Annotated in this window: 7 protein-coding genes and 1 riboswitch; of the genes, 3 read left to right on the forward strand and 4 right to left on the reverse strand. The window is 58.9% G+C overall.

The genetic code is table 11. The features are described 5' to 3' along the window. Window positions 1-60 precede the first annotated feature (60 nt). Window positions 61-918 carry an AraC family transcriptional regulator gene (locus tag ACI5FR_RS13370; RefSeq protein WP_405455021.1) on the forward strand — a complete coding sequence of 286 codons (858 nt, stop codon included), beginning with the start codon at window positions 61-63 and terminating at the stop codon, window positions 916-918. Here ACI5FR_RS13370 and ACI5FR_RS13375 read toward each other — a convergent pair. From ACI5FR_RS13375 to ACI5FR_RS13390, 4 genes are all read right to left on the reverse strand, one after another. After that, the gene (locus ACI5FR_RS13375; protein WP_405455022.1) at window positions 913-1,359 is read right to left on the reverse strand and encodes a hypothetical protein; all 447 of its coding nucleotides are present in this window, start codon (window positions 1,357-1,359) and stop codon (window positions 913-915) included. The genes ACI5FR_RS13370 and ACI5FR_RS13375 overlap by 6 nt on opposite strands. 124 nt (window positions 1,360-1,483) lie before the next feature. Next, window positions 1,484-1,650, reverse strand: a riboswitch (cyclic di-AMP (ydaO/yuaA leader). A gap of 192 nt (window positions 1,651-1,842) precedes the next feature. Continuing rightward, window positions 1,843-3,201 (reverse strand): MATE family efflux transporter, encoded by a 1,359-nt coding sequence (locus ACI5FR_RS13380; protein WP_405455023.1) that lies wholly within the window; start codon window positions 3,199-3,201, stop codon window positions 1,843-1,845. 48 nt (window positions 3,202-3,249) lie between these two features. Continuing rightward, window positions 3,250-3,837 carry a TetR/AcrR family transcriptional regulator gene (locus ACI5FR_RS13385; RefSeq protein WP_405455024.1) on the reverse strand — a complete coding sequence of 196 codons (588 nt, stop codon included), beginning with the start codon at window positions 3,835-3,837 and terminating at the stop codon, window positions 3,250-3,252. Between the two features lie 539 nt (window positions 3,838-4,376). Beyond that, entirely contained in the window at window positions 4,377-6,650 is a 2,274-nt protein-coding gene (locus ACI5FR_RS13390) for a helix-turn-helix domain-containing protein (RefSeq protein WP_405455025.1), read from the reverse strand. A gap of 293 nt (window positions 6,651-6,943) precedes the next feature. On the opposite strand from ACI5FR_RS13390, the gene hepB reads away from it, so the two are divergent. Both hepB and ACI5FR_RS13400 read left to right on the forward strand, forming a co-directional pair. Continuing rightward, entirely contained in the window at window positions 6,944-14,491 is a 7,548-nt protein-coding gene (gene hepB, locus ACI5FR_RS13395) for a heparin/heparin-sulfate lyase HepB (protein WP_405455026.1), read from the forward strand. 195 nt (window positions 14,492-14,686) lie between these two features. Then, window positions 14,687-16,312: an extracellular solute-binding protein gene (locus ACI5FR_RS13400; protein ID WP_405455027.1), complete on the forward strand. Its 1,626-nt coding sequence runs from the start codon at window positions 14,687-14,689 to the stop codon at window positions 16,310-16,312. The last annotated feature ends 123 nt before the right edge of the window (window positions 16,313-16,435 follow it).

Genomic DNA, 16,435 nt, shown 5'->3' on the forward strand with positions numbered 1-16,435 from the left:
TCAAAAGAGACATTCATCCGCACAAAAAGGACATCCTGAAGGAGAGAGGAGACTACGAGCGTGCTTGCCCTAAGAACGAATTTGATCACCGCCGAGGACAACGGAATCCCGATCAGCCTTTATACTGTAGGAACCGAGCATCAACAGCCCATGTCCCGGCTTGCCGGGTTCTCCGCGCGACAGCTGTTCTTCACCCTGTCCGGTACCGGGACATTCCGTCCGATCGGCCAAGACGATTGGGACATTCTACGACCGGGGACCATGCTGTACATTCCCGATCATTTCCCCCATGAGTACAGGCCGAACCCGGGGCAGCCCTGGCATGTCGGGTACGCCACGTTCCTCGAAAAGCAACCCGGCTTCAGTCCAATGATGGGCTACGACCGGGCGCCCTTCCAAGTGATGCTGAAGGAGATGGATCGGATCGCCGACCTGTTGCGCGAGCTATGGCTGCACTCCGGACCGGACTACGACGTGTGGGCCTGCAGCGAGAGGCTGTTCGCCTTGCTGGTCGAGATCCGCAAGCAAGCCGCCAAGCCGGACCGCGCTGCAAATTCTACCCGGGATGTAACGCCAAGACGGTATCGGGACCAGGTGGTGGACCGGGCGACTCAATTTATGTACGACCACATGCATTTGCGATTTTCGCTGAAGGAGCTGGCCTCCTACGTCGGGTATTCGCCCAAGCAGGTCATCCGGCTGTTCAAGGAGGTGCATGGCACGACTCCCTTGCAGGATTTGCAGCGGATTCGGCTGCAGACGGCTGCGGAATTGCTGAGGCAGCAGGGCGGGCTGACCGTGGCGCAAGTGGCCGGGTATGTAGGGATGGAGCCGATCTATTTCGCGCGCCTTTTTCGCCGAGCGTATGGAGTCGTTCCCTCCAAGTTTGCGGGAGAGCCGATGAAAGGCTCCCTATAGCTGCAAAATGAATAAACAAACCAACTGAATGCCGAGCAAAAAGCACGAGAAGGTTAAACTCGGATACAAGACCGCTTTAAAGGTGGGGCGGCTGTCCATCAAGAACACTTTTAAGCACAACAAAAAGATCAGGCCGATCAACAGCAGAGTGATAAGAACAGGCCATAAAATCTCAGGCGTAGACGAGGCGGCGACCCTAGCGAGTCCAACCGTTATTCCCGCGACACCGAGCACCGCTGCCGCCAGGAGCATGAGCGCATAAACCGGCTTAACCCGCCGCTTGTTCCCTCTTATGATCCAAAGCTCCTTGTGCTTCCCTGAAAGCCACACGAGCCATTGTACGAACAAAATTAACACGATAATCGGATAAAGGATATTCATGCCGATTTCCTTTCTTTTTATACGATATGGTTGCGCGAATGGACGACATCGCTCATCCATGATGGACCACCCCCTTCGTGATTGGATCGATTCACGCGCAGCAAAAAGAAGCCCGGAGCAGAGAAACTCTACTCTCGGGCTTCTTGCATAACGTTCGAGTCGGTTGCTGCAAGGCGCGATCAAGGTTCTCTCTCAATCACGTTTACGAGGTTAGCTGACGGATTCGGACTTGAGAGTGTCCTACCATTCACAGTGAAGCTTGTGAAAGGATTCACCCCATGAAACCATCCTCACGGATGATCTCGGTTGGTTCCCCCGTTTCCCTGTTCGGGAATTCAACGGAATATGAAGTTGTTGAACACATCATACGTGGTTCCGCTAACAAAGTAAACCCGAGTGGCAGAGAGTTAAGGCGGGTTTTGGACTTTATTGACGAGGGTAACGGAAACAGCAGAAGGTTTCGTCTCTTATTGCGGCATTGCAACGTTTATCATCCATTATCGTAACCTTGCTGTGTCATGATTTACAGAATGTGGAATAACGTTAAGTCGGGCGGCTGTAACGGCGGCGCAGATAGGCATACACCGTCAGCAGTACGATCAGCTCCGACAGCGGAATCGCGAGCCAAATCCCGGTCGTCCCGATCCAGTAAGGCAGGGTGAATAAAATCGCCACCATCAGCAGCATTTCACGGGCCACCGTAATCCATGTAGCCATCTTCACCTGATCGGTCGCTTGGAAATAGGTCATCATGACGAAGTTGACGCCCATGAACAAGTAGCCGATGAAAAAGAGCCGGATGCCGGTAACCGCCAAATCCCGTACTTCCGCGGGGAACGATCCGAACAGGGAGACGATGCCGCCCGCGAACGTAAGACCGATGAGCAGCACGGCGAGTCCGGTGCCGAACGCGGTCCGCACGGCGATGCGGATCGTCGACCGCTGCCGGTCCACCAGCTGAGCCCCGCGATAATAGCTGACGAGCGGCTGAACGGCCGATCCCATCCCGATGAACAGCATGAGCATCACGCTGTGGACATAGTTCAGAATCGAGAAGGCGGAGACGCCGACCGTACCCGCCCAGCGCACCATCGCCATGTTGTAGCCCGCCGTGAAGACGGCGATCCCGACCTCGGCGATAAAGCTGGGGAAGCCGATCGTGAACGTCAGCTTCGCCAGCCTCCACGAGGGGCGGGGGAGGGCGAAGCGCAAGGTGCTGTTCGCGCGCCCGAAATGAAGGAACAGGACGCCCGCCCCGACAGCCGCCCCGATCACGAGAGCGAGCGCCGAGCCGCCCACGCCGAAATCGAGCACGAACAAGAAGATATAGTTCAGGACAATATTGATGCCGGCGGTTACGATCAATGAAGCCATGGACAAGTTCGGATTGCCGTCGTTGCGGACGAAGATGCTGAACGCATTCTGTACGGTGATGGCGAAGCCGCCGATCAGCATCACGTGCATATACTCCATGACATACGGCATGGTGTCGTCGTTGGCGCCGAGGAAGACAGCCACCGGCTGGCGGAAGGCATAGGTGATCGCGGCTAGCAGCAAGGTCAGGCTGAAGATGAGCGTCAGGGAGTGCGTGAAGACGGCCCGTGCCTCTCGAATCTCCCTCGCGCCCAAGTGTCTGGAATAGAGGGCCGCGCCCCCTATGCCGATCCAAAGCGAGATGGCGATGTAGATCGAGAACACCGGAACCGCGACGTTGACGCCGGCCAGCGCCACCTCGCCCAGCCGTTGTCCGACGAAGATTCCGTCTACCACTACGTTCACGGACATCATGAACATGCCGATCAAGGACGGGATTAGGTAGCGGACGAACACTTTGCCCACGGAATCGGTTTCGAGGGATAGTAGTTTATTGTTGTCGTTGATATTGTTGTTGGTCGCTTGCATGGTGCACCTCTAGATGATATAGACTTAACCGCGATAACGGCTGGGGGTTCAGCTCACCACCGATTCGCCGGGATGAAGCAGCCCTTGCCACAGCAAGGTAAAGGTCGTAGTCGACGCTTGAATGAAATAATCGGCGTTGCCGAAAATAAGCTTGGCGGACAACCCTTCATAAATGGTGTGCACCGCCAAGGCGCATTCCTTGGGATCGACGCGAAGGGTCGAATCTCCCCGTGAAGCGAGCTCCAGCAGATGGAGCAGATGGTGGGAGTAGAGCTCGTACATCGTCAGGAACAGCTCCTGCAGCTGCTCGGGCGGCATGAAGGCCATGAGGAACATGAGCTTTACGTTCTGATTGTCCGAATAGCGGTCTCGCATCTCGATCACGAATCGATCGAGCAGCTTCCGTAGCGGCACGCCCCTATGCTCGTCGAAGAACAGGGTCAGGAAGGCGATTTCCTGCTTGGTCGCTTCCTCGTGAATCTCGATGACGAGCTCTTTTTTGCTCGCGAAGTGAGCGTACATCGACTGCTTTTTGATGCCGACCTCGTCGGCGATTTCCGCCAGCTTCGTCCCTTCGAATCCGTACTGCAGCAAATGGCTGACCGCGACTTTCTTGATCTCATCTCTTCGGTTCATCCCGCGCGCCCCCCTTCGGAAGTCTTTATTTTACCTGACTACGGTCAGGTTAGTATGTAGGGTATGATAACACGGATGTTTGCCTGAAATCAACAAAAAAACTGACTATCGTCAGTTAATTAAGTGCAAGCGTATGAATTCCATGAGGTCAGCTGCGAGACCCATCCCTCGAATGTCTGCTCACCCACGTTAGCATATGATTACTTGTCTGTACTCCCACCTTAACTCGTGCTCCCACATGTGTCGGATGACCAATCTGCGCGCTATTCTGAGCCACACCGAGGCAGAGGGAAAACCTCCCCCTCTTTGAGCGCGATCGCTCGCCTAGGGCGATGGGAGAGGGAAAAGCTCCCTCTTTTTTGGGCGGTTTCTTCCGGAATGGGGCAGTTTCGGACAAAAGTGAGGGAGGTTTTCCCTCTCATGACGCGAAATCGGGCATTTCCGGGCAAAAAAGAGGGAGAAAATCCCTCTCCATGGGACCTCCCCCCTCGATCTTCATGTCCGCGGCATATGCTCGCTGTCCAGCCCTCCAAACACACCTACAACTCCTCCTGCTTCATCTTCCGGAAGTCGGTCGGGGTGATGCCCATGAACTTCTTGAACATGCGGTAGAACGAGTTCATGTTCAAGTAGCCGACCTGTTCGGCGATGTCCTGGATGCGCAGGTCCGTCTGGCGGAGAATCTCCGCCGCCTTCTTGATCCGAATCTCATTCAGCGTATCGATGAAGTTGTTGCCCGTCTTCTCCTTGTAGTAGGTCGACAAGTACCCGGGCGTGATGTTCAGCTTGCCGGCCACGATATCGAGCGTGACATCCTTCGTATAGTGGGTCTCCATATACTCGAGCGCGAAGTGGATGATCGGATCGCGCTCCTCGCGCTTGGAGCGGATGAGCCCGCACACCGTGGCGAGCCGCGCCCCCAGGGCGGCGGACAGCTCGTCGACGGTATGCAGCTGCACCGCCGCCGAACGCGCAGACCCCGACCGACCCCCGTCGCCCAGCTCCTCGCCGGGCAGCTTCAACACGGCCGCCACCTTCTCCAGCTTCTGCAGCGTCTCCTCGCCGAACCGGCGGAACCGCTCGGCATCCGCGTTCTTGCGGCTCAAGTAGGCGAGCATGCGCTTCAGCGTGTGCACCGCTTCGGGCTCATTGCCGGCCTGCACCTGCACGTCGAACTCCTGCTCGAGTCCGGATGGGAGGACAATGCGCACCTCGTCCGCCGGCGCTTCAAGCATCACGTACGTCTCGTCGTTGAACGGCCGGCGGCGAATGCGCGCAAGCGTCTCTTCATAAGCCGTCGTGAAATCGGCGTCGCTCTGATAGACGGGACTGACGGCGATCGTGAGGAAGAAGTAGCTTTTGTCGATGTCCATCACGTTCTTTACCTGCGCAAGCGCTTCCGTCAATCGAGCGTCGACGCCATCCGTATACACCAAAGTAAGAATCTGGTTGTTCTCGATCTGGAACGTATGCGACCCTTCCAGCCGGCTTCCCATCATGTACTGCAGGAACTCGCGGATGAAGTAGATCGAGCGGTGCTCTTCTTCCTTCAATTCCTCGTAGAACCGCAGCTTGAACGACAGCTGGAACAGCACGAACAAATACGTCCGGTCCTCGCCGCCCGCATCCATCCTTTCCCCCTCCGAGGATTGGAACGGTCCCGGGATCCGCTTCAGCTTGTTAATGAACGCATAGTAGAGCAGATGGTTGTTCTTCAGCTCCAAATCATGGTGAGCCGCCTCGGTCGACTGCAGCATACGCCCGACATTCTCGCGGATCATCTCGAATTCGTTGCCATTGTCGGTAATCGGCGTTTTGGCGTTCATTTGGCGGATCGTATCAACGATTTTTTTGACCGGATTGTTGAACCGCACCGTGAACAGCACCGAGATGACCACACTAAGCAACACCGCCAGGGCGAGCAAGCCCAAGAGCGTGAAGTTCAGGCGTACGATTTGCGAGGAAATGCTTTTGTCCGGCACGACATTGACGTACGTAAGCCCGCTGTCCGGGCTGCGGGTGTAGAAGTAGTAGCGGTGGTCCAGCAAAATGTAACTCCGGTCCTCCGGAAGCGCCGGAATCTGCGCCAAGTCGTCGCCGTGCGTGAACAGCGGGTTCCCATGGGCATCCAGAATGAACAGCGAGTCGTTAATCGACTGGTGGTACGCGTTGAAAAACTTCTCCGTATCGAGAAAACCGAGGAAGACGAAGTTCGGATACAGATTGCTTTGGACCACAAAAGGCAGCACTAGCCCCGTCTTGGGCGTGGAGATCGAATACGTCGTCTCCGTGAACGTCGAGGCCGGATACAGCTGGAACCCTTGCACGCTCTCGAACTGCTGTTTCCAGAACGTAGAAGGATAGCGCGTATTGTGATAGTACTGCGAGAACATAAGGGAGGCGTCGGCCCCCATCGTTTTCTCCAGGACGAAGCCGCGCTTCGATGTATAGACGAACAAGTTGTCCAGATACAGGAGCGGATTGGACACCGTATTCTGAAGCTCGTTAATGACTTGCTTGGCCAATATGTAGTCGATCTCCGTAGCCTGCTCCAGCGCCTGCAGCTTCCCGTTCATGAAGAATCCGGAGACCACGTTGCGGATGAGCTGCAGATGCTGCTCCATATGCTTTGTCGTCGTGTTCAGGTTCGATTCGTTGTACTTGATGATCTCATTGCGGATGTTCGTCCGGAAGAAGGCGAAGGAGAAGAAGTTGAACGAGACGAGGAGCACGATGACGGCCATAAAACCAAGCAACAGCTTGATAAAAATCGATTTGGTGCGAAGCCTCAGCTGCAGAAGCCGGTTCATCATGGGCAGCCTCAGCCCTCCTCTGTCCGAAATGAGAATCCAGGTCCCGGTCCGGGCATGTGTCGGTTCATCGAATCTCTCCCATATTTACGAATGGCCCCGATATAGGAGAGAAACCGGTAGTTTCGCCACTAAACAGCCGGAAGTAATTCCTATAATATAGGATTGCTTTGGAAAAGCATAGTGCTAAAAAGTAGAAGGAGATGAGGCTATTTATGGTTCGGAAGTCCGGAAAAAGGGGTTGGCTCGTGTTCCTGTCCCTCTGGGTGTTCCTCTCCTCTTTCGGAGGGGCTCCCATGACCGCAGGGGCGGCTGGGACCGCCGCGCCGGAGCAGGTGCAGACGCTCGGCGCCGGCACGCCGCCGGTACCGCCGGCTGCGCATCCGCGGCTCTTCGTGCGCACGGCGGCCGACATCGCCGAGCTGAAGGCGAAGACGACGGCGGCGATCATGCAGCCGGCATGGAATGCGGTGATGTCGAGCAGCGCGCTCAGCGCGGCGAATCTCGACGTCATCAAGGCGAAGGCGCTCCGGTACTTGTTCGGAGACGGAGCGGCCTACGGCCAGCAAGCGATCCAGCTGTTCGACAGCTACGTGAAGAGCTTCAATAATGCCGGAGCCCGGGAAATCGGGCACATGCTCGTGGCCGGCGCCATCGTCTACGACTGGTGCTACCCGCTGCTGAGCGAGACGAACAAGACGGAGTGGAACGCCTTGTTCCGGACGCACGCGGAGAAGATGGAGATCGGCTACCCGCCGGACCTGCAGGGAGCCATCAGCGGGCACGGCGCGGAGGATCAAGTGCTGCGCGACCAGCTGAGCTGGGCCGTCGCCGTCTACAATGAGCACCCGGAAGTATACAACACGGTGGCGGGCACGATCTTCAGCCGCTATATCCCGGCGCGCGACTGGTATTATGCCGCCGGCAAGCATCAGCGGGGCGACTCCTACGGACCGTATACGATGACGAGCGACTTCGTCTCGGCGCTGATTTTCAAGAAGATGAGCGGCATCGACATCTACGATGCGAGCCAGCGCAATATGATGGACTATTACCTCTGGGGGCGAAGACCGGACGGCAGCCTGCTGCGGGACGGGGATTCCACGGAGGATGACCAGCACCCGTACGGGCAATATTGGCGGGCGCCCCTGCCCTGGATGACGGCGGCCGGGTTGTACAAGGACGGCTATCTGCAGGGAGAATTCCTGCGCAACTACAGCGGGGCGAACGGCACCGGCACGAACGACGGCGGGAAGCTGGATCCCGTGCTGGAGCTGGTCTATGCGGATCCGACCGTGCAGCCGAAGTCGGTGAGCGATTTGCCGCTGACGAAGTATTTTGGCTCCCCTCAAGGGGCGATGATCGCACGGACAGGGTGGACCGAAGGGATGAATCTGCAGTCCAAGGATGTCGTGGCGGACATCCGCATGAACGAATACTACTTCGCCGGCCACGAGCATCTCGATGCAGGTGCGTTCCAGATTTATTACAAGGGCGCGCTGGCCATCGACTCGGGCAACTACGGCCTCTACGAGACGCCTCACCATATGAACTACAGCCGGCGGACGATCGCGCACAATGCGCTGCTCGTCTACGACCCGAACGAGAAGTTCGAGTGGCATGACAAGACGCCGGGGACGTACACCGATCCGTTCGATGGCGGAGCGACGAAGCCGCTCGGCAACGACGGCGGCCAGTTCTGGCCGAATCAGGCGTACGAGCCGTACGACCTGAACGACATCCTGAATCCCGCTAAGGGCTACAAGCGAAGCGAGGTCGTCGCCCAACAGATCGGGCCGGATGCGATCGAACCGGACTTCAGCTACATCAAAGGCTACTTGACGGATAACTACAAGGCGACCAAAGTAAGCGATTACAACCGGTCGTTCATGTTCCTGAACTTGAAGGACGACGTTCACCCGGCGGCGATTATCGTCCACGACAAGGTGACGTCGACCGACCCGAGCTTCAAGAAAACATGGCTCCTGCACAGCATGGAGCAGCCTGTGGTTAGCGGCAACACGACTACGATCGAGCGCACGACCGACGGCTACAACGGCAAGCTGGTCAACACGACGCTGCTGCCTTCCGCGCCGGTCATTACGCCGGTGGGAGGACAGGGACACGAGTTCCAAGATTACCAAGGGACGAACTGGCCGGAGACGGACAAGGCGACGAGCTCGAGCGAGCTCGGAGCGTGGCGCATCGAAGTGTCGCCTTCCCAGCCGGCTCTGACCGACACGTTCCTGAACGTAATGCAGGTGTCCGACCGCGGCGTCACGCCGCTCGCAACGGAGCGGGTCGAGTCCGCGGAGCTCGAAGGCGTGAAGATCGCCGACCGCGTCGTGCTGTTCAGTAAGAGCGGCGAGAAGCGGAGCGGCGCGATGACGTTCAGCGTCGCGGGCAGCGGCAGCGAGCGCTTGCAGTTCGCGATCGCCGATCTCGCCGCAGGCGGCTGGACGATCTCCGGCGCGGCCAGCACGACGGCCAGCGTCAGCGCCGAGGGCGGTGTCCTCAGCTTCACCGGCGGCGCCGGCACGTACACGATCGCGCCGGCCGGAACGCCGCCGCAGCCCGGCAGCGACATTACCGCGTTCCATGTGAACGGGCATGCTGGCGCATCCGTCATCGACACGACGTACAAGTCGGTGTCGTTCCAAGTGCCGTACGGCGGCAGCCTGACCGGCCTGACGCCGGACATCCGCGTGTCGGCGGGAGCGACGATCGCCCCGCCATCGGGTACGCCGCGCGACTTCGGCGTTCCGGCGGCCTACACCGTGACGAGCGCCGCCGGCCAGACGGCGACGTGGACCGTGAGCGGCACGGTCAATCCGCCGAGTGCCGCGAAGTCCATCTTGTCGCTGACCGTGCCGGGCCAAGTCGGCAGCACGGTCATCGAAGAAGCCGCGCGTACGGCGACGTTCCGCCTGCCGTACGGCACGAACGTGCAGGCGCTCGCGCCGGTCATCGCGGTGTCGCCGCTTGCGACCTTGGCGCCGGCCTCCGGCACGGTGCGCAATTTCACGCAGCCGGTCACCTATACGGTGACGGCACAGGACGGGTCGCAACAGACGTATACGGTGCTGGCGGTGCTGGATCCGCCTAGCGGGGCGAAGGCGATCACCGGCTTCACCGTGCCGGGGCAGCTCGGCCCGTCCGTGATCGACGCGGCGCAGCGCACGGTCAAGTTCACGCTGCCGGAGAGCTCGGACGCGACGGCGCTGACGCCGACCGTAACCGTGTCGCCCGGCGCGACGGTGCAGCCTGCCTCCGGCACGGCCGTCAACTTCACGCAGCCGGTCGTGTACACGGTGCGCGGCCAGGACGGCTCGACCGCGGACTGGACCGTCACGCTCGAGCGGTCGGCGGCGTGGCCGTCGACGATCGCGTTCCAGCCGTTCCCTCTCGGCACAGGGAACACGGGCAAGGTCGTCGCCGAGTTCGACATGACGCCGCTCAAGCCGCTCGACCCGAACGGGGTGAACTCGCTGATCGGTTATGCCGACAGCTCGGCGGTCATCGACGGCTATCCGAAAATTCCGATCTCGATCTATTTCAATCCCGAGTCTAGTATTTTCCAAGTGCGTAATGGAAATGCCTGGTCGAATTCGGCGGCGATCCCGATCGTTGTGAACAAGAAGTATCACTTCCGCCTGAAGGTGGATTTCACGGCCGGCACCTACAGCGTCTGGGTCACGCCGCAGGGCGAAGCCGAGAAGCTGCTGTTCGCCGACGCGGCGTTCCGGATCGGCGCGACGCCGATCGACGACTTGGGCCAGCTGTTCCTGAAGAGTCTGGGCGAGGACCGCTCGTTCATCGTCGAGAACCATTCCGTGACGAAGGACGTCTGGAAGTCGAACATGGATTTCGGCCGTTCGGCGTACAGCCTCGGGCAAGCTTATACGGGCAAGGTGAAGACCGAGTTCGACCTGACGATGACGGCGGACATCAACAATACGGTCAATGCGATTCTCGGTTACCAATCGTTCACAGCCGACGACGCCACGATGGCTTATCCGAAAATCCCGCTGTCGCTCTACTTCGATCCGGGCTCGACTCCGCCGCGGTTCCTGACGAAGAACGGGAACAACACGAACGCGGAGAATGTCGTGCCGATCGTGAAGAACAAGAAGTACCATTTTGAATTCGAGATCGATCTGCCGGCCAAAACATACAGCGTGTGGGTAACCCCGGAGGGCGGTACTAGAACGAAGCTGCTCACGAACGGCGTCTTCCGGACGAACTCTGACCCGATCACAAACATCGGGAAAGTGTACCTGAAATCACTGGGCAGCGACGACGTCTACTACGTGGAAAACCATACGGTTACGCCGCTCACGACAACACCGCCGGCCGAGCCGCTCAAGCTGGCACAAGTGACGACGGTGGGCACGTCCAAGGTAGAGGATGTGTCCGCAACATCGGCGAACACCTATGTGCTGGGCTTCGACGGACCGGTGGCCTCGGTTTCTCCGGGGGCGTTCAAGGTGCAGAGGTATGGCGGCAGCTGGGCCGACTATACGACCATCCGTGCCGCGGAAGTGATAAGCGGCACTCCGACCAAGGTGAAGCTGACGACGGCTCTGCCGCTCACGACCGATACGTACAATTATCGGCTCGTGCTTCTGAACCCGTCGCTCGTCAAGGGAACGGCGGATCAGCCGCTCTCGCTCAGTGCAGGAGCCATCTTGAATACGAACTTCGACCGCGTCCCGCCGGTCGTAGCGAGCACCGCTGCGCAGCAAGCGAATGGCAGTGCAGTACCGAACACACTGGACGTGACATTCTCGGAGCGCATCATCGCCTTCGACAAATCCGACTTCGTGCTGAAGGACGGCAGCGGGGCCGTCATCCCGGCGGACACCTATATCGTCGAGCGTTCGAAGCCCGACACGCTGAGCTTCATCCTCGATGCGGCCCAGCCTGGGCAGCTTGCTGTTAGCGTGAGCTGGCCGAGTGCGCAGTACGTGCAGGACGCGGGCGGCAACAAGCTCGTCCCATCGACGGAGACGCGCACGGTGAAGATCCCGGTCATACAGCGCCCGGCAGCCGACGGGAACGCGCTCAGCCGGATCTGGGCGGTGAACGACGGCGAGACCGTGAAGCGCGACGATCTGAACAACCCGAACCGCGACGGCAACTCCGTCTGGGACGGCAAGAAGATCCGGCTGTTCGGCGGCCGCAACGAAGTGCTGGCGTTCCAAGTGATCGTCGAAGCCGGTACGAAGGGCATCGACAACTTATCCCTGTCGCTCCCGGAGCTCTCGGGTCAGGGGAACGCCAAGTCCGGCCGGATCGCCTACAAGGCTCCGACGATCGACCCGACGGACTATGTCGACCGGCCGATCCAAATTTTCAGCGAGAACTACATGAACGTAACCGAACCGACGCAGGCGGGATGGATCGTGCCTTCCTCCGGACCGGGCTCTCTGCCGGGCGCACTCGGCTGGTTGCCGGTACAGCTCGTGCCGGAGAATGCGAAGCCGGGCAAGGGGGGCTTCCCGCTCCAGGTGGCTCCGCAGCAAAACCAGGCGCTGTGGATTGACATCTATACGGCCAAGGATCTCCCGATCGGGAAATATGAGGGCACCGTAGCCGTAACCGTTGACGGTGCGGTCCATACCATTCCGATCGAACTGGACTTGATGGACTTCACGCTGCCGGACGAGAACAGCATGGACGCCATGATCTTTTATGAAGGCGTGCAGACGGATGTGTTCCATGGCAAGAACATGGATGCGCAGTACAACCGCCTCGCTCACCGCAATCGGGTGGAGTTCGTGAAGGCGTACGACCCGGCTGCGGCAACGGCCGAGATCGGCCGTCTGAACGGCTCGGACTTCACGGCCGCCCAAGGCTACGACGGACCCGGCGCCGGGGTCGGCAACCATGTCGTCCCGCGCACGTTCTACGGGCCGGGCACCTTGTTCGACACGCCGGCTTCGGCCGCCGCGACGTCGAACGAGTGGATGATGTTCCTGCGCGATACGTTCGGCGCGGACGCCAAGAAGACGTTCGCCTACATGCCGGATGAGCCGTCCGATCCGCTGACGTTCTCCTATATCCGGAGCATCGCCGGCCATATCAAGGCGACCTCCGGAATCGGCAAGGAATTGCCGGTATTTGTCACCTCGGGCTATAATGCGGAGCTCGATCAAGGCAATCTGATCGATATCTGGGATGGGACGCCGAGCCATTACGATCCGAAGCAAGCGCTCCTCGAGCGGGCGCACGGAGATGACATGTGGATCTACAACGGCAGCCGCCCGTATTCCGGAGCGCCGGTGTACGAAGCGCCGGCGACCGATCCTCGCGCCACGATCTGGGGCGCATACAAGATGGACATCGACACGTACTTCTACTGGTCGGCCGCCAACTGGCGGCACAACTCGCAGATGTGGCGCGGCTTGGACCGCCACCAGAACGTCTGGCTGGAGCCGATCACGTATTACAACCGCGAGCCTTCAACAGGCAACGGCGACGGCGTACTAGTGTACCCGGGCGAGAACATTCGCTTCCCTGCCGAAGATCGCGGCATCGAGGGGCCGATCTCCTCGATTCGTCTCGCCAATATGCGCCGCGGGCTGCAGGACCATCTGTACATGACGATGCTGACGCAGCGCGGGCAGGAGGATGTCGTGAAGGAGGCGCTGGCCGACGTAGTGCCGGGCATCCTGAACAAGACGAATGCACTCGGCTTCACGGAGACGGGCGACTCCTTCGAGGAGGCACGCCTGAAGCTGGCGAAGGCGCTGGAGAAGGCACCGGACGTCCGCGTACCGGTCATCTCCGTCAGCGGGGCGATCACGACGCTCTTGCCGCGGGAGAGTGTCACAACCGAGCAGCTCGCCTTCACGGCGACCGCCACGGACGCGGACGGCAACATCATCCAGCCGGTCGTGAAGCTGAACGGCAAGGTGCAGGCTTCGCAAGATGACGTGCCGGGCTCCTACACCGTGCAGCTGGAGGAAGGCGACAATACGATTACGATCGATGCAGTCGCCGGCAAGCTGAAGGCGAACACGAAGACATATACCGTTCGCTACGTCAGCAAAACCGACCGGCTCCATACGATCCGCGGCCAGGACGGCGTGACCGTCGTGCTGGAGCAGAGGGATACGCTCGATCCGGAGTACGCCGGAGCGGTCAGCTATCAGCTGTATAAGAACGATCGCGCCGTGTCCGAACGCATTCCGCTCGGGAAGAAGACTGATGCATCGGGCAACAACTGGGACGTTCGGTTGTACGATGCCTCAGGTACGCAGGTGACGGTGAAGGCGGTCTCCTCCGAGAAACCGGAGCGAGCCATGACGTCCAAGGCGCTGTTCCTGGAGTCGAATCATTGGCTCGGAGATGGCTACGCGAACCAAGTGGTCGCCGACTTCGAAGTCACACCGCTTGCGAACAACATCGACGGAGTCATAGGTTATTCCGATACATCGACAGTCGTAGACGGCTTCGGGAAGATCAACCTGCTCGTCCGCCTGAACAGCGACGGCACGTTCGACGCCCGCGACGGAGCGGTGTACGCCAAGGATCAAGCGATCACCTACGTGAAAGACGCCAAGTACCGCATTCGGATCGAAGCCGACCTGGCTGCGAAGAAGTACGATGTGTGGATCACGGGGCCGGACGGCGTGAAGAAGCAGCTTGCCGCCGGGTATGCCTTCCGGACCGGGGCAGTGCCGATCGACGATCTCGGGCAGTTGACCGTGATCAGTACCTTGATGGTCGACTCGTTCAAGCTGGAGAAGCACGTGATCCAAGCGGTCCCCGCCGGCAGCGCAGACAGGCAACAGCTGGAAAGCGCGATCGAACTGGAGCGGGCGATTGAGGAACAATAATTGATATTTATGGAGATCCGGGTTCCGCCTGGGTCTCCTTCTTTTACGGATTTATCCCACTATTACGGATTACCTGCAATACGCTTAGAAAATCAGCAAAACCGCCACTTTCCGCCGGCTCCCGGCCCGTCTATGATCGAACTGTAACCGAAACGATCAAACATGATCCATGAAGATCAACAAGGGGAGGATTCCATGAAAGCGTTAAAAATGGTGAGCACGGTAATGGCGGTCAGCTTGCTGACGGTCGCCTGCTCGAGCAAGGAGGAAGCGTCTCCATCCGCGACGCCGTCCGCCAGCTCCGGCACAAGTACGAGCACGGCGAAGCCGACGAAGGAGAAGCTGAATCTGAAATGGTTCATCGGTTCGAACGGCATCGCGAACTCAACCTTGCCGTCGGCGGACAAAGATTTCGTCAAAAAGGCGATCGAAGAGAAGTTCAATGTCAGCTTAACGCTAGACTACATGGTCTTCGGGTCGGACTACACGAACAAGATGAACCTGATCCTCTCCGGCGGGGATGTGCCGGATATGTTCATCGCCCAGGGTACCGACAGCCAGAAATATGCGGTGGACGGCCTGCTCGCCGATTTGACTCCGTACGTCTCGCCTCAGACGATGCCGAACTACTACAAGTGGGTGACGCAGGAGGAGATCAACAACTACCAGCTGAAGGGGATCAAGTTCAGCCGGGCTCCGATGCCGTTCCAGCGCAATACGTATGCTTCCTTCTACATCCGGAAGGATTGGCTCGACAAGCTGGGGCTTAAGCTGCCGAAGACGTACGACGAGCTCATGAACGCGATGCGCGACTTCACGAACAAGGACCCGGACGGCAACGGCAAGAAAGATACGTACGGCATCAGCGCCGCTTCCGGCGGCAACCGGATTCCGTTCGACTTCCCGCAATGGATTCAGAACGGACTGATCGCGGACTTCCGCATCGACGGCGACACGTTTATGGACAATCAGACCGATCCGAAGCTGCAGAACGTCATCCAAGGCATCGTCGATATGATGAAGGAAGGCATCGTCGACCCGGACTGGTACGTGAACAAGTCCCCGATGCATCTCGACAAGGCGGCGCAAGGCAAGATCGGCGTCATGTGGTCGGGCGACATGAGCTTCGCCTTCGATTCGGTTCCGACGAGCGTGCAGTCCAAGACGAAGCAGCTGGATCCGAAAGCGGACTGGCAGCCGATCTTCCCGTTCGATTCACCATACGGATGGAAGGCCGGAACGCCCGGCGGACAAAATCCGTTCGTCTTTGCGAAGTCGGTGGCGGATAAAAATCCGGAGAAAGTGAAGCGTTCCATAGAGATCCTCGATTGGCTGACGAGCGAAGAAGGCTACCTCATGACGCACTATGGTCTGGAAGGCAAGCACTATAAGCGCGAAGGCAACAAAATCACGATCGATCCCGATGCCATCGACAAGGATATTGTGAAGAACGGCGATTGGCTCAACATCTACCGCTTTTTCACCGCTTTCGACGAGCCTTCCGTCCTGAAGCTCGAAGTGATCGACCCCCGTCTGTCCGACCGCGACCGCGCGATCATGAAGTTCGTCGAAGCGATTCCGAAGTCCAAGGGCGAACCGGTTACACTCGCCCCTCCGGAAGGTACGAACATCGGGGACTTCCGCAAAGAGATGGCCCGCCTGGAAATCAAAGCAATCTTCGAGGATAAGACCGGCGCGAACTGGCCGAAGTACCGCGAGGAGCTCATGACCAAATATAACGGCAACAAAATTTTCCAAGGGTACGTCGATCAGATCAACGCCGTGCTGCCGGCCGACAAAAAGCTGAAGCCTTGGAAGTAAGATTTGGGATCATCTGCGAATCCGTATTGGGGCGGCCCGCCTCGGTACGGGTTCGTCGTTTCCAGGTTGCCGCTTCTAGGCAGCGGACCGCACTTGTGAGACAATAGGGGCAGGCTCTGCAGG

The organism is Paenibacillus sp. HJGM_3, assembly GCF_045062745.1.
Taxonomy (GTDB): domain Bacteria; phylum Bacillota; class Bacilli; order Paenibacillales; family NBRC-103111; genus Paenibacillus_AA.

Bases quoted from the DNA above. Each gene is read 5' to 3' on its own strand.
- ACI5FR_RS13385 (WP_405455024.1), bottom strand. From the start codon at position 3,837: ATGAACCGAAGAGATGAGATCAAGAAAGTCGCGGTCAGCCATTTGCTG.
- ACI5FR_RS13375 (WP_405455022.1), bottom strand. From the start codon at position 1,359: ATGGATGAGCGATGTCGTCCATTCGCGCAACCATATCGTATAAAAAGA.
- hepB (WP_405455026.1), top strand. From the start codon at position 6,944: ATGACCGCAGGGGCGGCTGGGACCGCCGCGCCGGAGCAGGTGCAGACG.
- ACI5FR_RS13390 (WP_405455025.1), bottom strand. From the start codon at position 6,650: ATGATGAACCGGCTTCTGCAGCTGAGGCTTCGCACCAAATCGATTTTT.
- ACI5FR_RS13400 (WP_405455027.1), top strand. From the start codon at position 14,687: ATGAAAGCGTTAAAAATGGTGAGCACGGTAATGGCGGTCAGCTTGCTG.
- ACI5FR_RS13380 (WP_405455023.1), bottom strand. From the start codon at position 3,201: ATGCAAGCGACCAACAACAATATCAACGACAACAATAAACTACTATCC.